Genomic DNA, 24,963 nt, shown 5'->3' with positions numbered 1-24,963 from the left:
ACCTCGGTATGGTTTGCATTCGAGTTTCAAAAGTACGCACAAATGGGGCAGCAATCTGCATAATTGCCGCATTGAATGCCTCCTCCACCAAAATTGTACCACAAACTGCGCCCGCCTGTTCAGGTCGCGCGAATTGTTCCGCGTTTTCAGTTTGGTATCCCGAAAGTGCCGATTCGCAGATGAAAACGGGGGAGCTATCTATTATCAAATAATAAATACAAAGTATGTTTTTCCTTTGTATTGAGAATTGTATTTAAGTAGGATAGCAGCGAAAGCACCCTCTTTGAAAACTTATGAGAACCATGAAGAATCCCTTACTATCAGCCGTCAGATTTGTCGTTTTGATCCTGTTTCTGGCCATTGCAGCCAATCATTCTTTTGCGCAAGCTCCTGCGCAGGGTAACTCCAAAATTTCCGGAATTGTACTCGATTCAGCTGCTGCGAGGGGCGTGGAGTTTGCCAGTATTGCATTATTCAATGTAACTGACAACAAGGCGATTGATGGTACCACTGCCGACGAGAACGGTAAGTTCGCCATTTCGAAAGTAGCTCCGGGATCTTACAAGCTGATGATCTCCTTCATTGGCTACAAAGACAAGGCCGTAAATGTAAAAGTGGAAAAAGGCAAGGACGTGGAACTGGGATCGATCCAGCTTGCTTCGAGTGTGCAGAATTTGCAGGAAGTGACCATTACCGGCGAAAAATCGCTGATCGAAGAGAAGGTCGACAGGATGGTATTCAATGCGGAGAAGGATATTACTTCCAAAGGCGGCGACGCTTCGGACTTGCTACGTAAGGTGCCCATGCTTTCCGTCGATCTGGATGGTAATGTCTCGCTTCGGGGAAGTGCAAATATCAAGGTGTTGATCAACAACAAGCCTTCGACGATTATCGCCGCCAATGTGGCGGATGCTTTGAAGCAGATTCCGGCGGATATGATCAAATCAGTGGAAGTAATTACATCGCCATCGGCCAAATATGATGCGGAGGGCTCAGGTGGTATCATTAATATCATTACCAAAAAGAACAACCTGCAAGGCCTGACGCTGAATATCGATTCGGGGGTGGGTAACCGTGGTTCAAACCTGGGCTTGAACGGAAGCTACCGTAAAGGTAAAATGGGTTTCACGCTCGGGGGTTTCGGCCGGGCATTCTATAACAAGGCTACTTCGGTGCTCGATCAGACGACGTATTCCGGCAGCAATTCATTCCTGACAAATCAGAGCTCGACCGCGAAGGACCGCGGTTTGTTCGGGCAGTATTCGTTGGGCTGGGATTATGATTTGGGCAAAAATCAGGCATTATCTGCCGGTTTGCGCTATGGAACGCGGAATTTCATCCAGAAACAGGATTTGACCATTAACCAATACGAAAACAGCATTCTCGACAACAGTTCGCTGCGTAAGGTGGATCGCAAGGATCTTTCCGGAACCGTTGATTTCAATATCGACTATATCCGTACTTTCAAGCCGCAGCAGGAGTGGAGCATTTCTACGTTGTACAGCCGTACGGGCCTGACCAACAATTTCAATACCGATATTCTCAATGAGTCAGGTGCGGTAGGCAGCAAACTGAAAAACGAGAATAAAAATCAGAACTCGGAATTGACGCTTCAAACGGATTACCAGACGCCACTGGGCAAAAACCAGTTGCTTGAATTCGGTGCGAAAGGGATTTTCAGAGCTGTGGATAGCGATTTTAAATACCTTACCGCCGGAGAGTCAGGGAATTTCGTATTGAGTGCTACTAACCCGTCAGGTGCTTTGAATTACAAACAGAATGTGGCAGCAGGGTATTTCTCCTACACGCTTTCAACCAAAAACAAATATATCTTCAAACTCGGAACGCGCTACGAATACACCGGCATTACCGCCGATATGGGGGATAACAAGCCTATCGACATTCCGGCTTACGGAAACCTTGTGCCGAGCATCAACGTTTCCAAGGCGCTCTCAGGTAGTACCACTTTGAAAGCGGCCTATAACCGCCGCATCCAACGCCCGGGTATCCAGCAGCTGAACCCGAACGTGAACCTGTCGAACCCGCAGAGCATCAGCACCGGAAACCCGGCATTGAGCCCTGAATTGACCGACAACTTTGAACTCGGACTAAGCACTAATATTAAGAAAACCTACATTAATGCATCGGTTTTTGCCCGGCAAACCAACAACTCGATCACACAGGTGCGCATGGCCGTTGATACATTGCAAGGCGCCATTGTAACAACCTACGAGAACATTGGCAAACAGAGAGCCTACGGTGCAAATATCTTCGCGAACGTGTACCTTACCCCTAAATGGACACTGAACGGTAGTATCGACATTCTGCATTCGTACCTGGAAGGCCAAACGACCGGCCTGGACGGTACTTCGTTGGGAATCAGTAACTCTGGTTTCAACTATGGCGGACGGTTGATGTCGCAGATTTCACTGCGAAACGGCTGGGGATTGCAGGCATTCGGGTTTTACCGGGGCAAGGAGATTCAGTTGCAGGGAACGCGTACAGGCTTCTACATGTATTCGCTGGGGTTCAAAAAAGATATTGCTAATAAGAAAGGCAGCATCGGTTTTGGAGCGGAGAACTTCCTCACCAAAGGAGTGCGGTTCACTTCCGATCTGACTTCGCCCCAATTTGTACAGACCGGCGCTACGCAGCTTTATAACCGCAACTTCAAGGTAACATTCAGCTATTCGATCGGAAAAATGAGCTTCAATGCACCCAAGAAGAAAACGAAGTCGGTAAACAACACGGATGTTGTAGGAGGCGGCGGCCAGCAAAACTAACTTTGCGACGCTGTTGCCGCAGCGCAGGGGCCTTTGCCTCTGCGCTTTTTTTGTGTGTACATTGCGAAACAGATATTACACAGCGCACTTTTTCGTTAATATAAAAAGATATTTTTGTATTTTCTAAATACATTGATACCTTGGGAAAGTTAATCATCAATTCATGAAGTGGTTGCCATGAAGTGGTCATTTGTTATTCAGCAGAAGGTTAAAGCTGCGATTTTGTTGGGAGGGATCATGGCATTGATCGTTGGCGGAACGTTAATTTCCCGCTATAACGTGGAAGGAATCGACGAGTCGTTTTCATCCATTTACAAGGATCGCCTCGTTCCGGCGACCACGATTTTGTATCTCACAGAAAATCTTTACCGTAAGCGCCTGTCGCTTGAAAATTACCTTTATTCAGAAGCACAGCAGTCGCCCGCCAATGTGAAGGCGTTGCTGCGCGCGCACGATCGGAGCATCGATTCGCTGATCCGGTTGTTTGAAAACACATACCTGGTAGATGAAGAAGTGAAAAGCTTGCAGGGTTTCAAAAGTCAGATCGTAGATTATGCGAAGTTGGAAGGCCAGGTGCTGGCATTATGCACGGCCGGATCGTTTCCGGAGGCACGACAGCTTTTTTCGGCACCCGGAAGTTCCACATTTGAAAGTACGATTTTGAATCTGAATGAGCTGGCGGGCATTCAATCGACGATCGGGAAGGACCTGGTGAAAGCGTCGAAAGTGAATGTAGCGAGTTTTGGTATAATCTCTTTTTTACAAATCTCCCTTGCGATTATTACCGGCCTGGTGGTGATTGTGCTGATTCGCAACTCGCAGATCATCCAGAAGCCCAGGACGAACAGCAATAAAAGCCAATATTTTAACCTAAACTGATAAAGGAACACTCAAAAAATAAAAGGTCGGGATTTCCCGACCTTTTATTTTTTCATGAATGACAGTGAATTACTGGTTTACTTTGCGTCCCTTCAATGTCTCTCTCTGATTTTTCACCTGTTTCAACAAATCCTTCTTTACAAAAAGACGGGCGCCATTGCCGCCTTGCAGGTCGAATGTGCGCTCTTTATATTCGAATTTGTTATTGGGAAGCACGTCGAGGAAGTAATTCTGGCCGCTCAGATTAAATTTCATCCCCTTGGTATCCTGCTGGGTATCGTCCCACGAAACGTTGATCGTGCCATCGCCGGTGCTCAAAGCAACGCCCGGGGTGAAAGGCAGTACGTTGATCGTCTGAATACTTTTTCCATTACTCATCGTAATCTGTCCTTCGGGATTAACCTTAATATCGTTCGGGTCGGTCACTTCACGACGGATGTTGATCGACTTGTCGTTGAAAAACTGAACTTTCGTGAGAGAAATATTGGCAGCTTCCAGGTCGCGACGAAGGTCTTCGGTAAAAACAGTGTAATTCGAAAGAGGAACGGAGTTCATGGTGGTACAGGCAGAGAACCCGCTGATAAAGAATACTCCTGCAAAAAATTTTTTAATCAGATTCATGTCAGAAATTGGTGTTCGGCGGAACTGGTTTGGTGATTTTAGTTGAGTTGTTTACCGGTCGCAATATTAGTAAAAAAGCCTTTCACATACCAGCCGATTGAGCTTTCGTACCGCTGGCTAGGGTAGTACATGACAATGTGTCAGCCAGTATGCATTTTGATTGTTATTGGAACGCATATTTCTGGCGCGTATTGCAAAGCGAAATTACATTCTTAAAATATAAAACAAACGATAGCATAACTATGGAATCAGTGATTCAGGAAAAAGGGAATTTGAGCATTCACACCGAGAATATCTTTCCGATTATCAAGAAATTCCTTTATTCGGACCACGAAATCTTTTTGAGAGAACTCGTTTCCAATGCGGTAGACGCGTCACAAAAGATCAAAAAGCTGGCTTCCTACGGCGAATACAATGGCGAGCTGGGCGATCTGAAAGTGGTTGTGAAGCTTGACAAAGATGCCAAAACGATCACAATCAGCGACAATGGTATCGGTATGACAGCCGACGAGATCAAAAAATACATTAACCAGATTGCCTTTTCAGGTGCTACCGAGTTTGTAGAAAAATATAAGGACAAAGGCGAGGGCGACAAAGGCATTATCGGTCACTTCGGTCTGGGTTTCTACTCTGCTTACATGGTGGCCCAGAATGTGGAGATCATTACCAAATCTTACAAAGAAGGCGTGGAGCCGGTTCGCTGGGAATGCGACGGTTCGACAGAGTTTGAAATTTCTTCCGCAGAAAAGGAAGAGCGCGGAACTGACATTATCCTGCACGTTGCCGAAGATTCCGAAGAATTCCTGAATGCGCACCGCCTACGTGGCATTCTGGAAAAATACGGCAAGTTCCTGCCGATCGAAATCGAGTTTGAAGACAAGGTTATTAATAATCCAAGCCCGATCTGGACTAAAAGCCCTTCTGACCTGAATGACGAAGATTACCTTGCATTTTATAAAGAACTTTACCCATTCGGCGAAGACCCGCTTTTCTGGATCCATTTGAATGTGGACTACCCATTCAACCTGACCGGTGTGCTATACTTTCCGAAATTGCGTAACGATTTCGCTGGTCAGCGCGAGAAAATTCAGCTTTACAGCCGTCAGGTATTTATTACCGATGAAGTGAAGGATATAGTCCCTGACTTCCTGCAACTGCTGCACGGCGTGATCGACTCTCCGGATATTCCTTTGAACGTATCCCGCAGCTACCTGCAAGCGGATGGTAATGTGAAGAAAATTAACGGTTATATTACCCGTAAGGTAGCTGATAAACTGCTCGAAATCTTCAAAAACGACCGCGAAGGCTTTGAGAAAAAATTCGATGACATCGGCCTGTTTGTGAAATATGGTATTATCAGCGATGATAAATTCTATGAAAAGGCGAAGGATTTCTGTCTGTTGAAAAACACCGATGGTAAATACTTCACTTTCGAGGAGTACCGGGAGCATATCAAAGAAAACCAGACCGATAAGAACGAATCACTGGTTTGGTTGTACACCACTGATGAGAAAAAGCAGGATGCATTCATCCAATCTGCCAAAAAGCGTAGCTATGACGTGCTTGTACTGAACAGCATGATCGATTCACACTTTATCAATGCCTTGGAGCAGAAACTGGAAAAGATCAACATCAAACGTGTTGATGCCGATACGTTAGATAAATTGGTAGAGAAAGAAGTGAAGTTGGAAAGCATCCTTTCTTCTGACGATCAGGAAAAAGTGAAGAAGGTATTTGAAGGCGTTGCAGAAAACAAAACGGCGCATATTACCGTGGAAGCAATGCCGGTTGACGAATTGCCGGTGGTGATCACATTCCCCGAATTCATGCGTCGTATGACTGACATGCAGGCGTCCTCAGGCCAGCGTTCGATGTTTGGAGATATGCCTTTAATGTACACGGTTTCACTTAACTCCAATCACCCGCTGATCGGTAAAATTGCAGGTTCGGAGAATGAAGACGAGCAAAAGTCGTTGGCTAAGCAGGTTTATGACCTGGCTTTGCTGTCACAAGGAATGCTTTCCGGTAATGACCTGACCCAGTTTATTCAAAGAACCGTAAGCACGCTGTCATAAAGTCTGTGTATTAATAGGAAGAAAGCCGCTTCAACGAGCGGCTTTTTTTATGTTCTTTCTGAACGAGTCAGGATCTTCCCGAAATCAGTTTGAGTTTCAGTCTTTCCAGTTCCTCCCATTTCTGCTGCCTAGCGAGACCGGCCTGCTGCGGCCAGGTCGTGGGATCGTGGAGTTGGTAACGTGGGCCGGCTTTTTTCAGGAAACTTGCAATGCGAAGCAAAGGTGTTTCCATTAGCTGTTCATAGGTGTGAATGCCCTCTTTATTTAAAATTTCTTCGATTTTGGGGCCTATTCCTTCAATGACTTTGAGGTCGTCGGGGGCGTGATCGGGACTGATGGGGGGATAAACGGTTTTGTGAGCGTTCGTAGCAATCGGGTAATCCACTGTGGTGTTTGTTAAAGTCCGGTATTGAGTCAGTTCGTATTTCTTTTCCTCTATTAATTGCTGCAAGTTATCAATTCTCTTTTTGATAATCACTTTTGCCAGAAACCAGCCGGCCGCGGTAGCGGCAGTCAGCAGCACCGTAATTTCTGCAACCGCTACGGGAAGACTGTCGAGGTCAATAGTGATAGCCGTGAGGTTCATTGTTTCGTTTGATAATAGGCCAGTTCGCGATGGATGCGGTTTAGCTTATACCGTAAGTCCCTTGTTTTCTTGACCTCATAAGTTCTGCCCAATATAAAGCCGATAATCAGCGTGACACCGATCATAATAGTATGTTGCCAGAAATGGCTGAGCTCAATGTGATAACTGGGAAACCCGAAAGAGCGGAGGGAGAAATAAAGCTGGCCTCGCTGCGCCGACATTTCCGGCAGGAGCGACTGAGAGTCGAACAGCATGTCGCAAAATTGCCTGATCCTGCAAACATGCCAGTAAATAGAACCTGCTATCCAGAATCCCAGGAGCGTCCACCAGAGTGCCTTGCTATTGAACATAAGGAACAGAGTTTGACGGATTATGCTTTACCTAAAAATAGGGCTTCGTCAAATAATATCCAACAGGAGGGCTAATAACGCAAAAAAGCCCGGACGTCAGCCCGGGCTTTATGAGTTATCGGTTCATGGAGATCAGGAACTCTTCGTTGTTCCGGGTCCCTTTCATATGTTCCAGGAGGAAGTCCATGGATTCCATCGCGTTCATATCGGCCATGTGCTTGCGCAGGATCCATACTTTCTTGAGTGTTTCCTTGTCGAGCAGCAAATCCTCGCGGCGTGTACCGGAGGCCATTACGTCGATAGCCGGGAACACACGCTTGTTGGATAGCTTGCGATCGAGTTGCAATTCCATGTTACCGGTACCTTTGAATTCTTCGAAGATCACTTCGTCCATTTTGGAACCGGTGTCGATCAAGGCGGTAGCAATGATGGTCAGAGAACCACCGTTTTCCACATTACGTGCCGCTCCGAAGAAGCGTTTGGGCTTGTGCAATGCGTTGGCATCCACACCACCGGAAAGGATTTTACCGGACGAAGGAACCACCGTGTTGTACGCACGTGCCAGACGTGTGATGGAGTCGAGCAGGATTACCACGTCGTGACCGCATTCCACCATTCTTTTGGCTTTTTCCAAAACAATGCTCGCTACTTTCACATGGCGGTCGGCCTGCTCGTCGAATGTTGACGCGATTACCTCCGCACGTACGCTGCGCTGCATGTCGGTAACCTCTTCCGGACGTTCGTCGATCAATAGGATCAGCAGGAACACTTCGGGGTGATTACGGGTAATAGCGTTCGCGATTTCTTTCAAAAGCACGGTTTTACCGGTCTTAGGCTGAGCTACGATCATACCGCGCTGGCCTTTTCCAATCGGTGCAAAAAGGTCGAGAATACGGGTGGAATATTGTTCCGGGCGCGAACTCAAACGCAGGCATTCATCCGGGAACAAAGGGGTAAGGTATTCAAATGGGATACGGTCGCGGATTTCCTCGGTAGTTTTACCGTTAACCGTTTCTACGCGCAGGAGCGCGAAGTATTTTTCCCCTTCTTTCGGCGGGCGGATCTGACCTTTTACGGTATCACCGGTTTTCAGGCCGAACAGTTTGATTTGCGAAGGCGAAACGTAAATATCATCGGGACTCGCCAGGTAATTGTAATCCGCAGAGCGAAGGAAGCCGTAGCCGCCATCCTGCATAATTTCCAGCACCCCTTCGTTGACGATCAGGCCATCAAATTCTCTTACATAGTTATTGTAATTGCGTTTGATTTTCGAAGAAGGGTCTTCGCGTTGGGCTTGTGGCTGTTGATGTCTTTCCTGGCCTTCGTGAGGAGGACGTTGCTGGCGCTCTTCACGCGGCTGAGCAACTGGTTCCTGCGCAACTACCACAGGTTTTTCCTCCTGAATGTCAGCATGAATTTCGGCAACGGCTACTTCCGGTTCGGTTGTTACCTCCGGTTCGGCGGGGATTTCTCTGCCCAGGTCGTTGAGGGTATCATTATCCTCATCGATTTCGAGCGACGTATCTATGTTTTTCGGACGTTCTTCCTGACGTTTCGGGAACTCCTGGCGGGCAGGTGTATCGAACAACGGAGCAGAAGAGAGGCCCGATTGATTGTTCTCTTTTTTATTCCGTACCGGACGGTTGTTACCGCCTTTCACGGGCACAGGCACAGGGGTAGGCTCGATCGGCCTCCTTGCGCGTTTTTTCTTGGGTTCACCAGAATCCGCTGAAACTGCTTCCAGCACGGGAGCTTCCACAACTACGGGCTCGGCAACAGGTGCAGGTGCGTCCTGCTGCGACATTATCCGGTTAATTAGTTCTTTTTTAGGAAGTTTGGCATGATCGGGTATTCCCAGGGCACCCGCTATTTCTCGTAGCTCTGATAAAAGCTTAATGTTTAAATCATCAATTGTAGGCATACAGAAAATGGAAAGTAAAGGGTCACTTTACCAATTGGACAATAAGGTTGTGAATATAATTGGATGTAAACAGGACTGCGCGCCCTGAAGTCACGTGATGGTCATTGATAGGTTATAATAAGCATTTATTGCGAAAGCCCGCGCGAAAGGCTTTACTCTGCAAAACTTTGATGGATCAAATCTGATAATTGTAACAGGTACAAACAGGAAGTATTGACAATAAATCGGCAAGATTTTGAATCTCGATAACGCTGAGGTGCGAAGTTACTGCGAGATGGAATTTGGATTTACGAGTCGATACTGACTTGGATGGACGAAGGTATACATATATGGTTTAATTTCCAAATATTTAGCCTAAAAACCATGCCAAGCGGGTTGTTATTGTTTTTATATGACAAAAAATCTTCGATAATCTGCCGAAGTCAGTGATTTAACGGTCGGTAACTTCTTTCGGGCCTTAGTTTTTATGGCGGGAAAATCGGAATTTTGCGGATTATGAACATTGTTGTGGATTCCGGGAATACCTTTTCGAAGATCGGATGGTTCGAAGGGGAAAAACTTATACGATATACGACGCACCTGGAATTCCCGGAATTAATCCGGAATATCAGGGCAGAACTGCCGGAGCACCTGTTTTTTTCGTCGGTCGGCAGGACGCAGGAGGAATTCCAGGAAGCGCTCGGAGAGCCGGTACGGGTTATGGGCCTAACGCCAGATACCCCTTTACCGATTACAAAGCATTATGATACCCCACAAACACTTGGCGCCGACCGGATTGCCGCTGCTGCGGGCGCGAATTATCTCTTTCCTAATGAGGATCTCGTGGTGATCGATATGGGGACCTGCATTACTTACGATCTCATCGACCGTCATGCGGCATTTCAGGGTGGGTTAATTTCTCCCGGTGTACGGATGCGATTCAATGCAATGCATACGTTTACTAAAAGACTTCCACTTTTCGAGCCTGAAAAAGCGCCTGATTTGATCGGAAAAAGCACCCGTCAGGCCATGCAGAGCGGTGTAATGAACGGCACCCTCGCTGAAATCGAAGGAATTATTGAACGATACCGACACAATTACCCGACTTTGCGCGTAGTATTATGCGGTGGGGATGCCGCTTTTTTTGAAAGTAGCTTGAAACCACCCATCTTTGCGGTGCCGGAACTGGTTTTAATAGGATTGAACAGAATTTTAACATATAATGTCTCTTCACAGTAGAATAGGAATAGTCACGCTTGCCATTACACTCGGTTGGGGTTGTACAAATCTTGCAAAAGCACAAGGATTGGGCAATTCTCCGTATTCATCCCTCGGTATGGGGGAGTTTTACGGGGATGCATATTCCGATAATACTGGTATGGGAGGAGCAGGCGTCGCCGCAGGCGGCGGCTTCCAGGTCAACAATCTAAACCCGGCGCTCTGGGTGCGTAACAGGTTTACAACCCTGGATGTGGGGTTGGTTGGACAATATAAAGACATTGCTTCCGGTAACCTTAATCAGAAAAATGCGGGTGGGAACCTTGCCTATCTGTCATTGTCTTTTCCAATTACGCCGCGATGGGTGATTGGCGCCAATCTGAAGCCTTATAGTTTCATTGATTTCGAAAACTCATTTACCCGCTCAGTTCCCGGTTCTTCCGGTATTGCTGAATATACCGTTTCAGGGAAAGGCGGCGTCAACAAGGCATCGTTGGTAAACTCGTTTCAGATCGGCCGTTATGTAAGCCTGGGTCTGGAAAGTAGCTACTTTTTTGGCAATGTGCGAAGGTCGTCCGATGTAATGTTGTTTGTCAACAATACGGCGTCCGATTATATCGTGAGTCTCAACGAACGCAATACCTATTCAGACATTGCTTTCCGCGCGGGCGGTACGGTTCGTATCCCTATCAAAAAAGAGAACAAACTCAACTTGAACCTGGGAGGTGCTTACAGCTTCAGTACTTCGCTGAACTCCACCAAAACTACCTCTTTTGAACTAACACAAGGCTCGTTCCCTGTGGCGATACCAGATACACTGGAAAACAACCTGGGAGGTTCCATGAAAGTTCCTGAGCAATATCAGGTGGGCGCAACCCTCGAATGGCCATACAAATTATCTGTGTCAGTAGATTATAGCCATCAGTCATGGTCGCAGTACAGAGGCTTCGGGAATGTGAATGAGGAGCTGAGAGACGTGAATCGTCTGCACGTCGGTGCGGAATATATCCCGAAGTTCGGTTCACTTAGTTATTTTGACAACGTTCGCTACCGTATTGGTTTCAGCACCGGCAATACGCCGTACGTGGTGGGCAATACGAAAATCAATGATACAAATGTCAGCCTCGGTTTTACTTTCCCGATGGGCCGTGGTTTTGCCAACTTCCTTTCGATAGCATTTGTAGGAGGGCAGCGCGGTACCAACTCTGGCGGCGCCATCCGCGAGCGTTACGGGCGCGTGGTTCTGGGTGTGACGCTCCTGGAAAGATGGTTTGAGAAGAGAAGGATTGATTAAACAGGCAGTCTTATGCTTAGGAAAGGCATTCAAAAGGTTTTTTCAAAAGGAGATAATCACTTATCTCCTTTTTGTATTCTGGCGCTTTGCGTGTTGCTTTTCGTGGCTTGTGAGCCGAAAACGGAAAAGATTGGGGCGGTATACAATGGACCGATAGAAATTGTCAACGACCTGGTGGTAAAATACAGCGAGCAGGGCAAGATGAAAGTCTATGTCAAAACGCCGAAGTCATTTACCTATCAGAACGAAACCCGGGTTTTTCCGGACTCGGTGAATATCAGCTTCTTTGACTCGTTGGGGACGGTGATAACTACGTTACGCTCAGATTCGGGCAGGTACGACCGTAATGCAGACGTGTATATTGTGAAGGGACATGTGCGTGTTGTGAAATTGCAAGACCATCAAGTTCTGACTACAACAGAACTCAATTGGAGTCCCGGGACCCGCAAGGTTTTTACAGACAAGCCGTTGAAAGTAAGAAACACGTTGACATCGGAGACTACCAATGCCGTAGGTATGGATGCTGAGCAGGACTTTTCGCGTATTAAATTGCGGAAAGGGACCGGTACATTCCTGACAGAATTTTAATCAGCCTTGCATTTAGCCAATGCTTTGTGTATAACCTCGATGGGTGTGTACACGCTGTCCTTCCCCCATTTCATTGAGACAAAGCTCACGATTTCAGCAATTTCTATTTCAGTTAGTTTAGGATTGGGCGGCATTGGTCGGCTGAATTTCTTGCCGCTCACGACGATCGTGTCGCTCATGCCATACTGGATAATACAGGCCACGCGTGCTTTATCGGAAAGGATTGGCGATCCGGCAATGGGCGGATAGAGATTAGACATTCCTTTGCCTTCCATTTGGTGACAGTTGGCGCAATGCGTCATGTACAATTGCTGTCCGGTCACAAAATACTGCTCACTTTTTAATTCTTCCGAACTGCGGCATGATGTCAGGCCCAGCACCAGCGCCGCGAGTATGCGGGTCGTTGCGATACGATTCAATTGCAGTGATTTCATTTTTTGTATTCAGCCAGTAGCCGTTCCATGTCGTTGAGCAGCTTCTTGGTCCCTTCTTCGGTGGTACCATCGTACATGCCACGCACATGCTTCTCCTTGTCTACGAGGATGAATGCCCCGCTGTGGATATATCCGCCTTGCACGGTAGTGTCTTCTTTGGCTGTGGACATGTAATTCTTTTGGCCAATTTCATAAATCCTGGCCTTATCACCCGTCAGGAACTGCCATTGCTGGCCTTCCACCCCCAAATCCTTCGCAAACTGATTCAATACCGCCGGTGTGTCGTGTTCCGGATCAATGGAATGGGAAAGGATCATCACATCCGGATTACCTTTGTATGCCTCATAGACTTTCACCATTTGTTTTTTCATAACCGGGCAAATGGTAGGGCAGGTGGTGAAGAAAAAGTCCGTCACGTAAATCTTGTTTTCAACAATTTTCTCGGTAATAGTATCGCCGTACTGGTTAACAAAAGCGAATTTCGGGATCTTGTTATAAATGGTGTCAACGACTTCCTTTCCGTCCACAGTCTTCTTTACCACGTCACGCTCTCCGAGGATTGGCAGTTTACTATTCGAATCGCCACAACCGGTAATGGCAGCCAATGAGCCGGAAATAAACAGGGAATGAAAAAGGATTGATTTTACTTTCGAATTCATAAACGGGTTATTCTAAGAATGTTTTTGCCTCCTGGATCGATTTCAGTGTGGCTTGTTTGACGAGCAATATCCTTTCTTTCTCTTTTTCAAAATAAAGGAGCGCTTCTTTGGGTTCCAGCTTTTTGGCCGAATCGCCGCGATATGCATGCATCCAGTCCATCATAAGCTTATCGGCATCGGCCAATTTCTGGTTCAAATCTACTGCCTTAATGCGCTGTTCGGCCATGGTGTTGCTGCTTACCCCCACATTTTGGAGGCTGTCGATCCCCTGGATTTTCTTGGAAAGCTGCGACTTCAGGCTCATAATATCTTCCTGCTGAGGCATTACTTCGTCGTGGATCGCCAGTACTTCGGTTTCAAGGCCTGCGAGTTTTTCCTGGTCTTTGTCTTTTCCGCACGCGAAGCAGAGCATAAGGAGGAAGGATAGAGGGATAAGGTTTTTCATATCAAATGGGTTTAATCGAATTGGTGTATGTCAATCTCTCAGGATCATTTCGCGTGCATTGTGCAGCACGGCTTCCGACGGATTATGCCCGCCGATCATCTGGGCGATCTCCTGTACACGTTCATCGATGGTGAGTTTTTTAATCCTGCTGACAGTTCTGTCCGAGGAGTGATCTTTATATACAAAATAGTGTGCGTCGCCGCTGCTGGCAATCTGGTGCAAATGGGTAATGGCGATAATCTGGTGATTCACGGCCATATTTTGCATCATTTTTCCCATTTTTTTAGCAATCTCGCCGGAAACCCCGGTGTCGATTTCGTCGAAAATGATGGTCGGCAACTTTCGCTTGTCGGCAAGTATATACTTAATAACCATCATCAGCCGGGAAAATTCTCCGCCGGAGGCAACTAATTTCAATTCTTGTGGGACAATACCCTTATTACCGCTGAAAAGGAACGTTGCTGAGTCGATTCCGCTCGGTGTCGGCGCGGTTTCGTTGATCTGGATACTAAGCGATGCATTGGGAATTCCAAGCTCGTATAGTCTGTCCAGAATGAGCTTTTCAATCGCTACGGTTACTTTTCTGCGCCTTTCGGAAAGTACTTTTGCCCCGGCAAGCATCTTGTCATGAGTCAGTGTAACTTTCTTTTCGGCCGCGGCCAAGTCTTCATCCAGGTTCATGACGATGCTCAGCTTGTCCTGCAAGTTGGCCTCGATATCCAGCAGTTCCGCGACAGCGGATACCTGGTGTTTTTTGAGTAATGAATAAATCAGGTCCAGCCGTTCCTGAACGACTTCGGTCCGCGCTGAATCCAGTTCCACATTGCCATTCACCTGGTCGATCTCCTCGGCCAGGTCGCGAAGCTCAATGAGCGCGCTTTGAGCGCGTTGGCGCAGAATATCATATTCGTTCACAAGCCGCGACGCCTGGGTGAGTGAGCCTACCGCATTTTTTAGTAAATCAAGGGCCGAATTTTCCGGATTATCCAGGTAAGCATGGGCCAGTTGGAGTTTTTCTTTAATCTCCACCGCATTTTCCAGGATTGTCAGCTCCTGTTCCAGTTTCTCCTGTTCGTCGGATTTTAAACCCGCATTATTCAATTCCTGAAAGAGGAATTGGTCGTAATCGAACTCTTTGCGAAGCTGATGAGCCTGCCGTTTTAGCTCATCGAATGCCTTTACGGCTTCCCGATATGCATTAAAGTCGGCCTGGTATGTTTTGAGCAGATCGGCGTTTTCGGCATAAGAATCGACAACGCGCAGCTGAAACTCGTTATTACCAAGCAATATCGAATCGTGTTGCGAATGGACATCGAGCAGTTGCATGCCGATCTTTCGCAGGGTTTCCAGATTTACAGGCGTGTCGTTGATGAACGCTCTCGACTTGCCGGCTGCCGAGATTTCCCGCCGCACGATACATTCCTCCGAAAAGTCAAGATTTTCGTCCTCGAAGTTGGGTGCCAGATCGTAGCCTGTAAGGTTGAAGGTGCCTTCAATTATGCATTTCTCACTGCTGTCGTACAGGGATTTTGCGTCCGCTCTGTTTCCGAGCAGCAGGCCTATCGCACCAAGCATAATGGATTTACCGGCACCCGTTTCGCCTGTGATAATGTTCAGGCCGGGATCGGGGGACATTTCTAGGTGCTTTATCAGCGCATAGTTTTTGATCAGTAAATTAGAAAGCATGTCTAATTTAGGAAGCAGATTGCCGGAGATGGTGCAACCTGGCTATGATGAAGGGGATCAACGTTGTCTCCGATACGAATATAGGCATGATCTTCCCAATTAGGAAATATAACAGGAAGTTGACCTGATTTTATAGGCTAGCATGCCTGCTGGGCGGTACGGTGCCTCTGTCGTCGTCGTAGACCACTTCGTACAAGTCGGAAAGTGCGATCTGGTGCTGGTGGTTGCGGGTATCTTTCAACACAAGCTGCGCGGCGTCGACGGATATCAATCTGCCAAAAAACGTGTTTCCGTTGGATAGGATAACGTTAAGAGGCTGTTTTTGTAAAATCCCCTGTTTGCTTTTTATTTCATCGGGCGTAACCCGTATCAGTCTTTTACTCATGAATAATGTACTACATGGATAGCCGCTGGTAGAGCTGGGTTTTTGAAGGGTCAAGATTAACCAACAGCGTGTAGGCTTGCGTGCGTTGTTCCGGCAGCCCCTCAATCATTATTTTATACAATTCATCTGATTTGGCATCAAAAAAAGAGTTGATCACTACGCTTGCCGGACGGAGCTGATTAACTTCTTTAATGGTATTCAGGAACTCAAGCACTTTTGCACGGGTTTCAGCGGGGTTTTGCGTTGCTACATCCAGTCCCTGGCGGTAGTATTTATACATCCCTTCGCGGAATGGGGTGAACTGCTGGCTTTGAAGGTTTTCGATTAGCCAGTAGCGGTTTTTGGAGTCGCCATTAGAGTCCCAGCCGCGCTTGTTGGGAGAGGAATTTCTCGCAAGGTTCACCAGGTTGAATGCTTTTTGCACATACGGTGATCCACCCATTTTGCTGAATGAGTCATAATCGAAAATCAGCGCGATGTTGGCGTAGAATGCCAGGATGTAGGGAAGCTCCTCTGTATAGCTGTTTTCATTAAAATAGAGCTGTGTGCTGGGTAGATAGGTAAATGTGAAATTCTTGTCGACATACGTAAAAAGCACAGTCTCGTAAGTGGAACCGTAAACCGGGCGGGAGACGACCAGCTGCGCATTGCCTTCATAATTTCCCTGTGCCAACGAGCGGGTTAGGTTCACATTGAGCTTGCATTTGATTTTCTCTTCCTTGGCAAACTGGTCATTAGTCCAGCGCGTATTGTTCAGAAAATCATTCATATAGGTCTGCAACTGGCTCATCGACTGCGGGTCGGTCTTTTGTTGCGCTACCAACTGCTCATAGTTGAGATTGACTGTAAACTGGAATTCCTGCGCGAATGCACGTTGCATGAACACCGCTAATAACAGCGGAACAGTCAGGATCAGTAGTTTTATGCTTCGCTCCATTTGGCTAGTACGATATTAAGAATGTCCTGCGCGACCTCTTCCTTGGATTTAAGGTCGAAACGCTGCACATTTTTGTCCTTGTCAATAACGGTTATTTTGTTGGTATCGTGTGCAAAACCTGCCCCAGGATCGTTGAGCGAATTTAAAACAATGTAATCGAAATTTTTCCGGATCAGCTTATCCTCGGCGTGGTACAGTTCGTTCTCCGTTTCGAGTGCAAAACCGATGATCGTTTGCCCAGGTCGTTTCATGGCACCCAGGGTTCCTGCAATATCGGTTGTTTTGGCGAGGTCCAGCGACATACTTTCGCCCTGCTTCTTGATTTTTTGTTCCGCTACATGTCGGGGTGTGTAATCGGCTACTGCTGCTGCGAAAATGATCAGGTCATTGGCTTCGAAGTTCTCCTTAGCTGCATTAAACATCTGGTTGGCCGTTTCGACAGCGATTAGCCGGATATTAGGGTTGGACGCTTTTAGATGCGTGGGGCCGCTCACCAGCGTTACATACGCGCCCGCGCCCGCGAAGGCCTCTGCCATGGCATACCCCATTTTGCCCGAAGAGCGGTTGCTGATAAATCGTACCGGATCGAGCGGCTCGACCGTCGGGCCAGCGGTAATCAGCACGCGTTTCGAGCGGGCAGCGGGCCTTTGGGAGAAATGTGCTTCGAGTACTTTGATGATATTTTCCGGCTCAGCCAACCTTCCGTCGCCGATCAGTCCGCTAGCCAGTTCTCCGTGCTCCGGCGAAATGAAGCTATTTCCGTAGCTAACAAGTTTCTCGATATTATGCTGAGTGGAGGGATGCTTGAACATATCCACATCCATCGCAGGAGCGAAAAATACGGGGCATCGGGCCGAAAGGTAGATGGCTGTAAGCAAGTCGTCACAATGGCCGCTGGCACATTTAGAGAGCGTTTTTGCTGTGGCGGGAGCAATAATGACCAGGTCAGCCCAAAGTCCGAGTTCGACGTGGTTGTTCCATTCGCCCGTTTCATTTTTGGTAAATGAGGTAAGAACAGGATTTTTGGAAAGGGTTGACAACGTCAGCGGCGTGATAAACTCCGTCGCGGACTGGGTCATTACCACGCGAACCTCTGCTTCTGCCTTTACAAGCAGCCGTACCAGCAACGCAGATTTATAAGCGGCAATACTACCCGAAATACCCAGCAGTATCTTTTTACCTTTCAGATTCAATTTTACAAGGTTTTGATTGTAAAGTTAAAAAGAAAAAAGCCCGCCATCAATCAGATTCATGGCGGGCTTTGGGAAATGCGATTGTATTATTCTTCGCTGGCGTCGCGGTAGCTGTGGTAAGTTTTGCCTTCGATGAACTCATCGATTGCAATGCTCCCTGCCTTAGGCATACGCTCGTAAAATTTCGAAATTTCGATTTGCTCTCTGTTTTCAAACACTTCTTCGAGGTTATCCACACCGGAGGCAAATTCAGCCAGTTTATTGTTCAGCTCTTCTTTCATTTTGCTGGAAATCTGGCGAGCCCTTTTGGAAATGACCGATACGGATTCATACAGGTTACCTGTTACCGCCGCTATCTTGTCTGTATCACGGGTAATGATCGATGGATTCGTTGCCATAATGGTCTGATATAGTTTAAATTCTTAAAACAAAATAAATGGTGCCTGCTATTGACCGTTCGGTGTATTGACAGCCGGCGTGGTAACCTTAGCCGGTTTGGTAGCCGGGTCCGGTTGAGCTTCTTTCAGTTTCTGACGTTCGGCCTCCACCTTGGCGATTGTTTCGATCTGCTTCTGGCTGTCGTCGTACATTTTTTCGGCGTCGCGGTTATATCTGCCGGTCGGATATTTATCAACAAGCTCCTGGTAGAACTTGACAACATCCTGATATCTTTCTTTCTGCTTATCACTGAAACTGTTAGAAGCCAGATTATACTGGGATTCTACTTTCAGGAACGCAAGCTCCTCATTGTATTGCGAGTCGGGGAAGTCTTTGCGGAAATTTTCAATCGAAATAACCGCCGATTTAAGCGACATCGGGTTAAAGTCGCTGATCTTATGATACAACTTTGCGCGCTCGTAGGCCTTCCTTTCGAGTTTAGATCTTAATTCAAGGATGTAACGGGTACATTCTTCGCGGAAAGGGCTATCGGGATACGTGTTGATAAAATCCTGCATGGCCGAGATTGCCGTGAAAGTGCTCGTCTGATCCAGGTTGTAGGGCGAGGAGTCTTTATACAGCGAAAATGCGTGCATGTATAATGCTTCCTGCGCGTAATCACTACGTGCGTAGGTATCGTAAAATTTCTTGAAGAGAAACTGGCTCGTATTGTATTGGCCCTGATGGTATTGTGAGTAAGCGTAATAGAACTGCGCAAGCTCGGATTCGGTACTTCCTTTCAATAGCGGAATCAGCTCTTCAAACAGCAGTCCTGCGCGGTAATAGTCCGCCTTTTTGTAATAGGCCATGGCAGCATCGTATTTCTGCTGATCCGTACCTGTCTTCTGTAACTTGGAGAACTTACTGCAGGAAGTAACAACAAGGATTGCAATGAATAGCAAGAAATAGCTTGCCGGACTGTTTTTTCGCATATTAACTGCAAAGGTAATAAAAAAAGCTACACGATTCATAACGAATGCGTAGCTGATATAGTGTTAAACGTTAGCCTATTGCTGATGGCGAACGAGCATTTTCTTGGTGGCCACTTTTTTGCCGTCAACGGACAACTGGTAGAAGTACAGGCCAGTAGCCATGTCCCTTGTGTTTATCCGCAGTTTACGATCATTTTTATTGAGTGTAAACTCCTGCATTTGCGAACCGAGCACATTGTAAAAAGTCAGTTTCGCGTCGCGCAGGCCCGGATTGATCGTGAAATCGATTTCGGCATATTCACTCGCAGGGTTTGGATAAACGTTGGAGACCGAAATCTTGTCATTGACGAACAAAAGCTCCTCTGCTTTTAACTGAGCCTCCATTGCAGGGGATTTCTTTTCACTGCCTTTTTCGGCGACTTCGACAGCCAGTGTGCTGTTCTCTGCCGGATTGGCGGACGCAAAAAGAAACGAAGTGTAGAATCTATTCAGCGCTTTTGGATTTTGCAAAGTCAGTGGCTTGTAGCTTACACCACTTGAAAAGTTTGAGAATTTGATATTCTGAGTTGCGGGGGCCTTCTTTTTGCCTACCATGTTCAGGCGGCTTCCCCCCGACACACTTTGGGCCTGTAACCCTTGAATACTCAGGGCCAAGGCTAAAATCATATATATAAAACGTATAGTTCTTTTCATAGCTGCAATCGGATACTTTTTACTAATGCGTTATGTGTTTTTTTAGCTGAAAAGTACGCTACAAAAATATAGAGAAATAATTGTATATTCAAAATATATTGTGCGACCGGGTAACTTTATTTTTGTATGGTAAAAAATCATGCCGACAGCCAACACCGCCGTAATTTCTGATAAAATCTATTTTTCCTGCCAGGTCGTCTTGGCTTTCGTCGGTTTCTCGGCTATACGCCAGTTAAAACCTTCCAGTTGCCTCTCAGCGGGTTTTATTTTCGAAGGGGGGATTAACTTCCCGTCTGGTTTCCCGATGAATGCGATCCGCCGGATGCGATTGTCTTCGAAAAGCAGGTTCATTCTCCCGCATTCGACCCTGTTCAGACCGATATTTTTCTGCTTATCATCTATTGCATAGTAGGCACTTTCCCCGTTGCCGTCTACCAAAACCTGCTTCAATTTGTTTCCTGTCTGGAAGTAGGCGTTGATTGTCCTTCCCTTCACCTGGTTGAATTGCTTCACAAGCGTGTCTTCCGTTATCACGAAAGATTTTCCTTTGAGGAGCATTCTGTTGATCTCATTGCTGACCAGGAATGCCGTGATTGAATCGGCTTCCATTTGGTAATGCTGATCGCTCCAAAGGATCGGTTTGCGGAAGAAACGGATGATTGAATCGGCCGTGTCGTAGGTGATCGAGTCACATTTTCCCTGGAAATCGGATTTGTAAATAAACACATTGCGATCTCCGATCAGCTTCCGGGTGCTGTCACGCGAGTTCTCGAAAGAGTAAAGCGTGTCGGCCCGAATGTAGAGCGTGTCTTCGGATACCACATTTCTGACATAGGCATGGCCAAAAATTTTGGAATAACCTTTTGTCTTCCAATAGTATCCCTCGTCGCCATTCAATACGGTTTTGTCTTTTTTAGCAACGATCACCACATTTCCTTTTCCCTTGCCGTCATTCGATTTCCCATCGACTACCAGGGAATCGGCCGTGAGCGTGTACGTTTCGTTATCGACCGTCGTGCGCGTGTGAAATGCTGATTGCGTCGATTCCGTGTTGTACTGCCCCCGGGTCCCTACGACCGTGCCGTCCTTGTTCACGATCTTGGTCTTGCCATTGAAATAAGACCATTTGGTGATCGAGTTGTAGAGCAGTGTATCGGTCGTGAGCGTGTATTTTTTGTTCACCAGCTTTACGTTTTTGTAATACGTAAATTCTTTGGTGCTGGTGTTGTAAACTCCTTCCTTGCTGGTGAGCACATTCTCCTCGTCGACGGTCCGGCCTGGCAACTTGTAATAGGCCATTCCATTGGCCATATCGTACTCGATTTTCCGGGTTGTCAACGTTTTTTTGGTGTCTTTCAAGACTGTTTTCCTTCCACTTACGATTGCGAGTCGGGTGTTTCCGTAATAATAGAGCGTATCCCCCGTTACTGTAATCGTGTCTCCCTGTACGATCTTGACATTGCCAAATGCCTCGATCATATTGGAGTTGATGTGCTGGATAGCAAGGTTGCTGTATAAAAGTGCTCCCTTGTGCCTGAAAACGCCGTTTGTGACCCGCCGCGAATCGTCGCCGGGCTCGTTGATAATTTCCAGCTCGTCAGACTTTAGGATCTCCACCAGGTTATCACTGGGAATAGGCTGCGCCTGAGGTAATGCTTTCTGTGCGAACAGATAAGGCGAAAAAATCAGTAAGGCAAAGAACGTCAGTTGAAATATATTTCTTTTGATATTGATGACGCCGAAAAGTTTAAAAGGGTTGCAGGTTCCCGCACTATTTTTTTTGTTCATGTTGCTTTTCTTTCTCTTACCTTTGGCTGGATCCTGTCCCGTTGCCATCCGGACGAAGAGATAAATCCATTCTCATTTATTCAAAAGTACACCAAATCCGATTCGCAGGTTCATGTTGGATTCGTTTTTAACTTTTATTAACCAACACACGCCGGATCTGAAACGACAGCCGACTTTGCTCGCCGTCAGCGGTGGGGTGGATTCTGTGGTAATGGCCCATCTGTTTCATACTCTGGGACTTCCGGCGGGCATTGTACATTGTAATTTTGGTTTGAGAGGTGAGGAGTCGGATGGTGATGAGGCATTTGTGCGTGAACTGGCTATGCGTTACAAATTTCCGTTTTTTGTGACAAGGCCAGACGTTAAAAACTACGCAAAAAGTGTTTCCATTTCAACTCAAATGGCAGCCCGAGCACTGCGTTACGAGTGGTTCGAGAAGATCAGGAGTGAGTCCGGTTACAAGTGGATTGCCACCGCACATCACGCGAACGATTCGCTGGAAACTTTGCTCCTCAACCTCGCACGGGGAACCGGCCTAGCGGGACTGACGGGTATTGGGCCTGTCAACGGTCATCTGATCCGTCCGCTGTTGCTCTCAAACCGCGCGGAAGTCAACCGATATGCTGCTGAAAACGCCGTTGAATGGCGGGAAGACAGGAGTAACGAAACAGACGATTACTCCCGGAATAAGATCCGCCATCACGTGATCCCGGTCCTGGCCGAGTTGAATCCCTCCCTGGAAAGTACATTTAATGTTTCGTCAGAGCGGCTCCGGGCGGCCAATGTATTGCTTGAAGCACATTTAGAGCGATGGAAAACGCAAGTTGTTCGGGAGGAGGCTGGTATCCTTCGTATACCGATCGCCGATATATTGGGCGAAGCGGAGCCCGCTTACCGCCTGTGGTTCATTTTGCAAGATTTTGGCTTTCAATACGGCCAGCTGCGTAACATCATTGCATCGCTGGAAGGAATCCCGGGGAAGCGCTTTTTCTCTCCAACGCATATATTGCTTGTCGACAGAGACTACCTGATATTAAAGGCATCTTTTCAAACTTCCGATCCTGAGACGCTGACCATTGAGGAACCGGGAGCAACATTGGACTGGCATGGAGCGAAGTTCAGTTTGCAAGTATTACCGGCCGGAAGTTCAGTCCACTTCGACAGTAGAACGATCGCGGTCGATTCGGATTTGCTCTCATTCCCCCTGACAGTCAGGAGATGGCAGCAAGGGGACATCTTCCACCCCTTCGGAATGGGCGGTAAACGGAAAAAGGTAAGCGATTTACTGATCGACAACAAAGTTAACCTTTTCGAAAAGGAAAAGATCGCCGTGCTGCTTAATGGTAGTGGCGAAATTGTCTGGGTGGTGGGAATCCGTGCCGACGAGCGGTTTAAAACCACGGCTGCCACAAGCAATATCCTTGTGATTTCCTTCAAGTAACAGAAAATAAAAATGGCCGGATCATAAACCCTGCCATTTTTCCACGAATTTCTATCCTAATATTACTCGGTTAGTTCTATCATGTGCAAGAACGTGAGGAAGTTTGTGAGGAAAAATGACGATTGTCATAATGGTAGAGAATTAATTATAAATTAGCGAAGTCAGGGCTCACATTATGGTTGCATTGGACTGCTAAGGTAGACTCCATGGCGTTGCGGTTCGGATACAAATTCTCTATACAAACAAATAAAGGACTAATAGAAGCAGACTTGAAACAGCAGGATATTTTGAATTTCTGGCGCAATGTTGAGGTATTCAATCTGCCGGATTTCAATAAGGATTTTTTTGCCCTAACACCCAATTCTGCTTTTCCATGGCAAAGCAGGAAACCGCTGCGCAACCCAAAAACAAATGTATGGCGCTATACTTTGCTTTTCGGTAAAATACCCAAAAAGGAAGTTGCAGGTAATATCGAAGCATTGCTGAAGGTAGCAGAAATGCCGACGGATTGGGACGAGCCGATTGTCGGAGATACCTGTTTTTCAGCGTTGTTGCTGGATGAGGATGGACGCCCCGATCCCAAAAGTTACATCCCTGCGGCGTTTATGTTTGGGATAAATTGTCTTGAAGATCACGCAGGTTTAGCAGCTGTTCCAGAGAAAATAGCTGATGCTCAGTCGGATTTTGAAGTACGCTATAATATTCCACCATTTGTTGACGAAACATCGGAAAGGAAAGGGGAATCTGTAACCTGGCGACAACTGGAACAGGAAATAAGATTTTTGAAAGATATTACAAAGGGTTGGAATAACATCCCGATACAAGTTTTTGCTATTGCTAAAGAAGTGCCTAAGGATGCAGAGCCTGATACTAGCTTTCTGAACAGTTTTTATCTCAACGATCTGAACAAGCTTATTGAACAAGGCGAGTCTGCCTACGGGGAGGCATTTAAACAATACCTCAGTGTTACAGTGGACGAGAAAGGCCGGGATGACCTGGTTGTAAATAGGCCTCTTCTATGCAAAACCATTTCGCCTGATTTTATACCGATGGGACGTTGGCCGGCGAAAACGGCCTATGGTCTATATACTGCCCAGGCGGGAGCCGTAAACGTAGCCATCGGCGAACTACAAGACGGAGCCGCCGAAATTGTTGTAAAAAGAGCCATAATGCTGATGACGACAGGTCCGGATGACCTTTTTGCACAATTTACACGGATTGAAAGGGAGGAAGGTTTTAGCGGATATTTTAGGGTAACGACCGATTCGCTATGTGACAGTGGTATTGTGGAGGCTAGCAATAACAATACAGCCGTTGAGAACATCACCAAGGCGCTGCCGTCGATCGAGAAGATAGATCGGGTGGAATTTAGCGACGCTGATCATTTTGCCCGATACTCCGGGCGCCTCATTGAAGGAGAGAGCTGGGGCGTACTAAGTGCAGCACTTGGCAACGCGCAAAACAAGGCTGATTTCAAATGGAAGTTTTGGTTGGGTGACACCGAGAAATCTATTCCCGGCTTTCAGGATATGCTTTGGAGTATTTATAGGGCCCCGGATAGCGATCAGACATTTATATACAAACAAAAAATTCGACGATACAAAAGATGAACTGAAAATACTAATTGACGGGTTCGAA

23 protein-coding genes are annotated in these 24,963 nt (G+C 46.9%); 8 read left to right on the top strand and 15 right to left on the bottom strand.

Annotation, left to right across the window (positions count from 1 at the left end; translation table 11 throughout):
- Positions 1-302 precede the first annotated feature (302 nt).
- Complete coding sequence (locus AC2YIT_RS18025; protein WP_487280085.1) at positions 303-2,783, top strand: TonB-dependent receptor; 2,481 nt, start codon at positions 303-305, stop codon at positions 2,781-2,783.
- Between the two features lie 177 nt (positions 2,784-2,960).
- Positions 2,961-3,662 (top strand): MCP four helix bundle domain-containing protein, encoded by a 702-nt coding sequence (locus tag AC2YIT_RS18020; protein WP_430851072.1) that lies wholly within the window; start codon positions 2,961-2,963, stop codon positions 3,660-3,662.
- A gap of 69 nt (positions 3,663-3,731) precedes the next feature.
- Here the strand turns inward: AC2YIT_RS18020 and AC2YIT_RS18015 are convergent, their stop codons facing one another.
- Positions 3,732-4,283 carry a hypothetical protein gene (locus AC2YIT_RS18015; RefSeq protein ID WP_430851074.1) on the bottom strand — a complete coding sequence of 184 codons (552 nt, stop codon included), beginning with the start codon at positions 4,281-4,283 and terminating at the stop codon, positions 3,732-3,734.
- 242 nt (positions 4,284-4,525) lie between these two features.
- Here AC2YIT_RS18015 and htpG point away from each other — a divergent pair, with 242 nt between their 5' ends.
- On the top strand, positions 4,526-6,358 hold the full coding sequence (htpG, locus tag AC2YIT_RS18010; protein WP_487280084.1) for a molecular chaperone HtpG: 1,833 nt from the start codon (positions 4,526-4,528) through the stop codon (positions 6,356-6,358).
- Positions 6,359-6,425: 67 nt separating this feature from the next.
- Here htpG and AC2YIT_RS18005 read toward each other — a convergent pair whose 3' ends face one another.
- The 3 genes from AC2YIT_RS18005 to rho all read right to left on the bottom strand — a co-directional run bounded on the left by AC2YIT_RS18005 (position 6,426) and on the right by rho (position 9,215).
- Positions 6,426-6,944 carry a hypothetical protein gene (locus tag AC2YIT_RS18005; protein ID WP_487280083.1) on the bottom strand — a complete coding sequence of 173 codons (519 nt, stop codon included), beginning with the start codon at positions 6,942-6,944 and terminating at the stop codon, positions 6,426-6,428.
- On the bottom strand, positions 6,941-7,294 hold the full coding sequence (locus AC2YIT_RS18000) for a hypothetical protein (RefSeq protein ID WP_487280082.1): 354 nt from the start codon (positions 7,292-7,294) through the stop codon (positions 6,941-6,943). Before AC2YIT_RS18000 ends, AC2YIT_RS18005 begins: the two co-directional genes overlap by 4 nt.
- Positions 7,295-7,409: 115 nt before the next feature.
- Positions 7,410-9,215: a transcription termination factor Rho gene (gene rho, locus AC2YIT_RS17995; protein ID WP_487280081.1), complete on the bottom strand. Its 1,806-nt coding sequence runs from the start codon at positions 9,213-9,215 to the stop codon at positions 7,410-7,412.
- A gap of 495 nt (positions 9,216-9,710) precedes the next feature.
- On the opposite strand from rho, the gene AC2YIT_RS17990 reads away from it, so the two are divergent.
- Genes AC2YIT_RS17990 through lptC form a run of 3 tightly spaced genes read left to right on the top strand, consistent with a single transcriptional unit; the run spans position 9,711 to position 12,294 of the window.
- Entirely contained in the window at positions 9,711-10,433 is a 723-nt protein-coding gene (locus AC2YIT_RS17990; protein WP_430851084.1) for a type III pantothenate kinase, read from the top strand.
- Positions 10,417-11,706 (top strand): BamG family beta-barrel-assembly machinery protein, encoded by a 1,290-nt coding sequence (gene bamG, locus AC2YIT_RS17985; RefSeq protein WP_487280080.1) that lies wholly within the window; start codon positions 10,417-10,419, stop codon positions 11,704-11,706. Before AC2YIT_RS17990 ends, bamG begins: the two co-directional genes overlap by 17 nt.
- A gap of 12 nt (positions 11,707-11,718) precedes the next feature.
- Positions 11,719-12,294, top strand: a complete 576-nt coding sequence (lptC, locus tag AC2YIT_RS17980) for an LPS export ABC transporter periplasmic protein LptC (RefSeq protein ID WP_487280079.1) — start codon at positions 11,719-11,721, stop codon at positions 12,292-12,294.
- Here lptC and AC2YIT_RS17975 read toward each other — a convergent pair.
- The 11 genes from AC2YIT_RS17975 to AC2YIT_RS17925 all read right to left on the bottom strand — a co-directional run bounded on the left by AC2YIT_RS17975 (position 12,291) and on the right by AC2YIT_RS17925 (position 21,884).
- Complete coding sequence (locus AC2YIT_RS17975) at positions 12,291-12,728, bottom strand: c-type cytochrome (RefSeq protein WP_487280078.1); 438 nt, start codon at positions 12,726-12,728, stop codon at positions 12,291-12,293. The two genes, lptC and AC2YIT_RS17975, sit on opposite strands and share 4 nt — an antisense overlap.
- Complete coding sequence (locus AC2YIT_RS17970; protein WP_487280077.1) at positions 12,725-13,387, bottom strand: SCO family protein; 663 nt, start codon at positions 13,385-13,387, stop codon at positions 12,725-12,727. The genes AC2YIT_RS17975 and AC2YIT_RS17970 overlap by 4 nt, the downstream gene beginning before the upstream one ends.
- 7 nt (positions 13,388-13,394) lie before the next feature.
- Positions 13,395-13,832: a viral A-type inclusion protein gene (locus tag AC2YIT_RS17965; protein WP_430851094.1), complete on the bottom strand. Its 438-nt coding sequence runs from the start codon at positions 13,830-13,832 to the stop codon at positions 13,395-13,397.
- A gap of 30 nt (positions 13,833-13,862) precedes the next feature.
- Positions 13,863-15,518, bottom strand: a complete 1,656-nt coding sequence (recN, locus tag AC2YIT_RS17960; protein ID WP_487280076.1) for a DNA repair protein RecN — start codon at positions 15,516-15,518, stop codon at positions 13,863-13,865.
- Positions 15,519-15,648: 130 nt separating this feature from the next.
- Positions 15,649-15,903, bottom strand: a complete 255-nt coding sequence (locus AC2YIT_RS17955) for a hypothetical protein (protein WP_430851098.1) — start codon at positions 15,901-15,903, stop codon at positions 15,649-15,651.
- Between the two features lie 10 nt (positions 15,904-15,913).
- On the bottom strand, positions 15,914-16,840 hold the full coding sequence (gene porD / locus AC2YIT_RS17950; RefSeq protein ID WP_430851100.1) for a type IX secretion system protein PorD: 927 nt from the start codon (positions 16,838-16,840) through the stop codon (positions 15,914-15,916).
- On the bottom strand, positions 16,825-18,033 hold the full coding sequence (gene coaBC, locus AC2YIT_RS17945) for a bifunctional phosphopantothenoylcysteine decarboxylase/phosphopantothenate--cysteine ligase CoaBC (RefSeq protein WP_430851102.1): 1,209 nt from the start codon (positions 18,031-18,033) through the stop codon (positions 16,825-16,827). Before coaBC ends, porD begins: the two co-directional genes overlap by 16 nt.
- 86 nt (positions 18,034-18,119) lie before the next feature.
- Positions 18,120-18,431: a DNA-directed RNA polymerase subunit omega gene (locus AC2YIT_RS17940; RefSeq protein ID WP_015814652.1), complete on the bottom strand. Its 312-nt coding sequence runs from the start codon at positions 18,429-18,431 to the stop codon at positions 18,120-18,122.
- Between the two features lie 48 nt (positions 18,432-18,479).
- Positions 18,480-19,403 carry an outer membrane protein assembly factor BamD gene (locus tag AC2YIT_RS17935; protein WP_430851105.1) on the bottom strand — a complete coding sequence of 308 codons (924 nt, stop codon included), beginning with the start codon at positions 19,401-19,403 and terminating at the stop codon, positions 18,480-18,482.
- A 75-nt stretch (positions 19,404-19,478) separates the two neighbouring features.
- Complete coding sequence (locus AC2YIT_RS17930; RefSeq protein ID WP_430851107.1) at positions 19,479-20,069, bottom strand: T9SS type A sorting domain-containing protein; 591 nt, start codon at positions 20,067-20,069, stop codon at positions 19,479-19,481.
- 204 nt (positions 20,070-20,273) lie between these two features.
- Complete coding sequence (locus tag AC2YIT_RS17925; RefSeq protein ID WP_430851109.1) at positions 20,274-21,884, bottom strand: OstA-like protein; 1,611 nt, start codon at positions 21,882-21,884, stop codon at positions 20,274-20,276.
- A gap of 112 nt (positions 21,885-21,996) precedes the next feature.
- Here AC2YIT_RS17925 and tilS point away from each other — a divergent pair, with 112 nt between their 5' ends.
- Together tilS and AC2YIT_RS17915 are read left to right on the top strand one after the other, a co-directional pair.
- Complete coding sequence (tilS, locus tag AC2YIT_RS17920) at positions 21,997-23,325, top strand: tRNA lysidine(34) synthetase TilS (RefSeq protein ID WP_487280075.1); 1,329 nt, start codon at positions 21,997-21,999, stop codon at positions 23,323-23,325.
- Between the two features lie 269 nt (positions 23,326-23,594).
- Positions 23,595-24,935, top strand: a complete 1,341-nt coding sequence (locus AC2YIT_RS17915) for a hypothetical protein (RefSeq protein ID WP_430851113.1) — start codon at positions 23,595-23,597, stop codon at positions 24,933-24,935.
- Positions 24,936-24,963 lie beyond the last annotated feature (28 nt).

The sequence above is a fragment of the Dyadobacter sp. SRI_021 genome, from assembly GCF_057586235.1.
This window is presented reverse-complemented; position numbering and strand designations above follow the sequence as displayed.

What these genes read in the sequence shown, in the direction of transcription:
- AC2YIT_RS18015 (WP_430851074.1), bottom strand. Translation starts at nt 4,283, where the DNA reads ATGAATCTGATTAAAAAATTTTTTGCAGGAGTATTCTTTATCAGCGGG.
- lptC (WP_487280079.1), top strand. Translation starts at nt 11,719, where the DNA reads ATGCTTAGGAAAGGCATTCAAAAGGTTTTTTCAAAAGGAGATAATCAC.
- bamG (WP_487280080.1), top strand. Translation starts at nt 10,417, where the DNA reads ATGTCTCTTCACAGTAGAATAGGAATAGTCACGCTTGCCATTACACTC.
- AC2YIT_RS18005 (WP_487280083.1), bottom strand. Translation starts at nt 6,944, where the DNA reads ATGAACCTCACGGCTATCACTATTGACCTCGACAGTCTTCCCGTAGCG.
- rho (WP_487280081.1), bottom strand. Translation starts at nt 9,215, where the DNA reads ATGCCTACAATTGATGATTTAAACATTAAGCTTTTATCAGAGCTACGA.
- AC2YIT_RS17940 (WP_015814652.1), bottom strand. Translation starts at nt 18,431, where the DNA reads ATGGCAACGAATCCATCGATCATTACCCGTGATACAGACAAGATAGCG.
- AC2YIT_RS17975 (WP_487280078.1), bottom strand. Translation starts at nt 12,728, where the DNA reads ATGAAATCACTGCAATTGAATCGTATCGCAACGACCCGCATACTCGCG.
- htpG (WP_487280084.1), top strand. Translation starts at nt 4,526, where the DNA reads ATGGAATCAGTGATTCAGGAAAAAGGGAATTTGAGCATTCACACCGAG.
- AC2YIT_RS17930 (WP_430851107.1), bottom strand. Translation starts at nt 20,069, where the DNA reads ATGATTTTAGCCTTGGCCCTGAGTATTCAAGGGTTACAGGCCCAAAGT.
- AC2YIT_RS17970 (WP_487280077.1), bottom strand. Translation starts at nt 13,387, where the DNA reads ATGAATTCGAAAGTAAAATCAATCCTTTTTCATTCCCTGTTTATTTCC.
- AC2YIT_RS18020 (WP_430851072.1), top strand. Translation starts at nt 2,961, where the DNA reads ATGAAGTGGTCATTTGTTATTCAGCAGAAGGTTAAAGCTGCGATTTTG.
- porD (WP_430851100.1), bottom strand. Translation starts at nt 16,840, where the DNA reads ATGGAGCGAAGCATAAAACTACTGATCCTGACTGTTCCGCTGTTATTA.
- AC2YIT_RS18000 (WP_487280082.1), bottom strand. Translation starts at nt 7,294, where the DNA reads ATGTTCAATAGCAAGGCACTCTGGTGGACGCTCCTGGGATTCTGGATA.
- recN (WP_487280076.1), bottom strand. Translation starts at nt 15,518, where the DNA reads ATGCTTTCTAATTTACTGATCAAAAACTATGCGCTGATAAAGCACCTA.
- AC2YIT_RS17925 (WP_430851109.1), bottom strand. Translation starts at nt 21,884, where the DNA reads ATGAACAAAAAAAATAGTGCGGGAACCTGCAACCCTTTTAAACTTTTC.
- AC2YIT_RS17955 (WP_430851098.1), bottom strand. Translation starts at nt 15,903, where the DNA reads ATGAGTAAAAGACTGATACGGGTTACGCCCGATGAAATAAAAAGCAAA.
- tilS (WP_487280075.1), top strand. Translation starts at nt 21,997, where the DNA reads ATGTTGGATTCGTTTTTAACTTTTATTAACCAACACACGCCGGATCTG.
- AC2YIT_RS18025 (WP_487280085.1), top strand. Translation starts at nt 303, where the DNA reads ATGAAGAATCCCTTACTATCAGCCGTCAGATTTGTCGTTTTGATCCTG.
- AC2YIT_RS17935 (WP_430851105.1), bottom strand. Translation starts at nt 19,403, where the DNA reads ATGCGAAAAAACAGTCCGGCAAGCTATTTCTTGCTATTCATTGCAATC.
- AC2YIT_RS17990 (WP_430851084.1), top strand. Translation starts at nt 9,711, where the DNA reads ATGAACATTGTTGTGGATTCCGGGAATACCTTTTCGAAGATCGGATGG.
- AC2YIT_RS17965 (WP_430851094.1), bottom strand. Translation starts at nt 13,832, where the DNA reads ATGAAAAACCTTATCCCTCTATCCTTCCTCCTTATGCTCTGCTTCGCG.